At 68.5% G+C, this 3992-nt stretch carries 3 protein-coding genes; all 3 read right to left on the bottom strand.

The genetic code is table 11. The features are described 5' to 3' along the window. Positions 1-994, bottom strand: a 994-nt coding sequence (locus Q8Q85_11720) for a hypothetical protein (protein ID MDP3774922.1), incomplete at its 3' end; no start/stop codon positions are given. 61 nt (positions 995-1055) lie between these two features. Beyond that, positions 1056-1745: a DUF72 domain-containing protein gene (locus Q8Q85_11715; protein ID MDP3774921.1), complete on the bottom strand. Its 690-nt coding sequence runs from the start codon at positions 1743-1745 to the stop codon at positions 1056-1058. A 159-nt stretch (positions 1746-1904) separates the two neighbouring features. Next, on the bottom strand, positions 1905-3992 hold a 2088-nt coding region (locus Q8Q85_11710; protein MDP3774920.1), incomplete at its 5' end, for an ABC transporter permease.

Here is a 3992-nt window from a genome sequence, read left to right as displayed (position 1 = left end):
GCAGCAGCGCCGCCTCGCCCGGCCGGCCGGGCGACGCCGGCGATCGACGCCGGGCATCGACGTCGTCGGTGACGTGCCAGCCGTAGAGGAGGCCTGCGGCGCTGCCGATCGCGGGGATGAGCAGGGCCATCTTGTCGTTGTCGGGCTGCACGAGGAGGTCGATGCCGAACCCCGCCGCTGCCCCGGCGATACCGATCGCGCTGGTCAGCCACACCCGGCCACTGCTGACGTCCCGCGGCGCGCCCAGAGCCCCGGCGATCAGGCCGGCGTCGCCGACAGCGAGGATCGTTCGGAACGCGGCGTCATCCTCGATGTCGGCGAGCACCACGGCGACGATGCCGAACCAGGTGCCCCAGTCGGCCCCGTGCGAGGCGAAGGTGACCTGTCCCGCGCTCGGCCGGCGCCGGGTCGCGACGAGGTGGCCGGCAACGATCCCGCCGACCCCGCCCGCGACCATGGCTCGGAACGGTGCCCGGTCGCCAACGTCGGTGGTGGTGGCCAGGAGCCATCCCAGGCCTTGCCACGTCCCCCATCGCCCGCCGAGTACGATGGCATCCGCCTGGCCCGCCGTGGGCTGCCGCGCCCGCGCGTACCCATTGGCCAGCATCAGTCCCGCCGGGCCGCCGACGAGCAGGCCGACGCCGTACGGCGCCGAGCTTTCCGCCCCTGCCGCTGCCGGCAGCGCGAGGCCGAGCCACGCGCCGTAGAGCGTGCCAAAGGCCACCAGCCGGAAGCGTCCGCTGCCCTCCGGTGAGGCCGGGCGGCTCGCGACCATGCGCGCCGCTTCCATCCCTGCCGGGGTATCCGCGAAGCGCTGGAGCAGCTGCGCGAGGAGGGCCTGCGACGCGGCGCGCTGGCCCTGGGCCTCCAGCTGCTTGGCGGCGTCGAGCAGCACGGCGGCCGAGTCCGCTCGCGTCGCCTGCGCGCGTGCGGGCCGCGGCGCGACCACCACGAAGGCGAACGCTACCATCACGAGGATCAGAAGGTTTCTCACGATGACCTTTCGATTGCCGCGGGGACAAACCACGTGACGCAATAATATGCCGGTGACGGTGTCAAGCTGTGAGGTCGGCGAACTCGGCCGCCATCTTCGGCCCGGCTCCCGCTTCCTCGTGTTTGAAGAACACGAACGCGTCGCTCCAGGGCTGAGCTTTCACGCGCCTCGCCCACTCCCCTAGATCGTAGTTCCCGCGCCGCAAGCGAAGGTAGCCCCAGCTCGCCGTGGAGACGAACGGCGGCTCCTTCTCCTCGTCCTCATCCGAATAGACGAGCGCGACGTCGTGCGCACGCAGCGCGGCGTACGTCTCGTCGTCGAACCACGACTCGTGACGGAATTCCATCGCCGCGCGCCAGGTCTTCGGGATGAGCGCAAGGAAGTCCGTCAGGCGCGGCAGGTCCTTCTTCAGGTTCGGTGGGAGCTGGAAGAGCGTAGGGCCGAGCTTCCTGCCAAGGACGTTCGCCGTCTGAAGGAGGTAGCGCACTTCCTCGCCGACCTCCTTGAGACGCTTGATGTGGGTGATGCGGCGCGAGGCCTTGAGGACGAAGGTGAAGCCGTCGGGCACCTGCGCGGCCCAGTCGAGGAGCACCTTCTCCTTCGGCATCCGATAGAACGTGTTGTTGATCTCGACGGTCTTGAGCCGCTCGCCGTAGAAACGGAGCATCTCGTCGGCCTTGAGGTCGGAAGGGTAGAAGTGGCCCTTCCATTCCTTGTAGCTGTAGCCGCTGGTGCCGGTGAGGATGCGCAAGGCGGGATCTCCAGATGGTCGGGGATCAGGCGTCCGTAGGGTTGGAGAGTTGCAGAGTTGCAGCGGTTGCCAGGTATCAGGCGACCGGGGACAGTCTGCCCTCCCGACGCCTAATTACTGCCCACCGCTGCAACTCTGCAACTCTGCAACGCTACCGAGTCACTCATACCTGAGAGCCACCATCGGATCCACGCGCGTCGCGCGACGGGCGGGGATGAAGCACGCCAGCAGGCCCGTGGCCGCCAGGACGATGGTGATCGCGCCGAACATCACCGGGTCGGTCGGCTCCACGCGGAACAGGATGATGCGCAGCATCCGCGACAGCAGGAACGCGAGACCGAGGCCTATCGTCACTCCCGTACCCACCTGGATGGCGCCCTGCTTCAGGAAGAGGCGAAGCACGTCGCCGGCGTCGGCGCCCAGCGCCATCCGCACACCCACCTCCTGGGTGCGACGGCTGACGGCGAACGACATCACGCCGTAGACGCCGACCGTCGCCAGGAAGAGCGCCGCGAAGCCGAAGACCATGAATAGCGTGCCGAAGACGCCGTAGAACCAGGTGTTCTGGTCTATCTGCTGCTGCGCGGTCATCACGAAGTAGATGGGGAGGTCGGGATCCATCGCGGCGACCTCGGCGCGAACCATTGGCGCCATCGCCATCGGGTCTCCCTGCGCCCGGATCGCGACGCTGATGAACCGCGCATCGCGCTGGGCTAGCGGGACGTAGAAGCCCTGGAAGGTGGAGCTGTCGGTTCCGTGCATGCTGAGGTCCGGCACCACCCCGATGACGTTGAGCCACGGCGCCTGCGAGTCCTTCCGGCCGGTACGGAAGCGCCGCCCGACGGCGCTCTCGCCCGGGAAGAAGCGGCCCGCGAAGCTCTGGTTCACGATGGTGACGGCCTGGGCCGCGCCGTCATCCGCGGTCGTGAAGTCGCGCCCCTGCGCGATGCCGGCGCCGAAGGTCTGGAAGTAACTCGGCGTGATGACCGCGGTCCGTGCTTCGGGGTAGTCGCGCTCGGTCGCGTACGCCTTGCCCTCTATCGCGACGTACTCGGTGCCCGTCTCGAGCGCCGGCAGGCGGCTGGTCAGCGCGACCCCGCGCACGCCGGGCTTGGACTCGAGCCTCTGGACCAGGCCGCTCCAGAACTGCTGGCGCTTGAGCGAATCGGGGTACGCCGCCTCGAAGAGGCCGATCCGGGCGGTGAACACGTCTCGCGTGGAGACGCCGTAGTCGAAGGTCTTGAGCTTCACCACGCTCTTCACCATCAGCCCGGCCGCGACGAGCAGGCCGCACGAGAGCGCGATCTCCGCCACCACCAGGCCTTTGCTGAACTTCCCTAACCGGAAGCTCGAGGAGCCGCGCGACTCGTCCTTGAGCACCTCGTTCACGTTGGCGCCGGTGGCCTGGAGCGCCGGAAGCGTGCCGGCGATGAGGGTCGAGACGAGAGTGATGGCGGAGACGAACAGCAGCACGGTCCCGTCGAGGCGGATGTCGATCCAGAACGGCGGCTGCGTGTCGGCGATGGCGTTGTTGAAGAGCGTGGTGCCGACCCACGCGATGCCGATGCCCATGACCGCGCCCACCGCAGAGAGCACGAGTGCCTCGGCGAGAAGCTGTGAGACGACGCGCCAGCGGCTGGCGCCCAGGGCGGTGCGGATCGCGACCTCCTTGGTGCGCACCGCCGCCCTGGCGAGCAGCAGGTTGGCGACGTTGGAGCACGCGATGAGGAGCACGGCGAACACCGCCCCCAGCATCGTGAACAGGAGGGCGCGCGGCTCTTCGCCGATGTACTCCTCAGTGTAAGGTTTCATCACCGCGCCCACGCCCTTGTTGGTCTCGGGATATTGCTCGGCCAGGCGCCGGGCGATCGTGGTGAATTCGAGCATCGCCCGGTCTTCAGAGACCCCCGGCTTGAGCCTCCCGAACACCTCCAGTGACTGCCCGTCACCGCGCTTGAGCCTGATGGGGTCCAGCCGCAGCGGCAGCCACAACTCTTCCGCCATCGGGAACTTGAAGCCCTCCGGCATCACCCCGATCACCGTCACCGTCTGGCCGTTGGCGCGAACGCTGCGCCCGACGATGGAACGGTCGCTCGCGAAGCGGTTCTTCCAGACGTTGTATCCGAGGAGGATGACGCCGGGCGCGTCGGGCCGGGCCTCGTCCTCGGTGAAAGCGCGGCCGAGCATGGCGGGCACCCGGACCATCCGGAACGCACTGGGCGAGATGAAGGCGCCCTGGTAGCGCTC

The organism is Gemmatimonadales bacterium (assembly GCA_030697825.1).
GTDB lineage: Bacteria > Gemmatimonadota > Gemmatimonadetes > Gemmatimonadales > JACORV01 > JACORV01.
The sequence above is the reverse complement of the archived record's forward strand: the minus strand, read 5'-3'. Positions and strand labels throughout refer to the sequence as shown.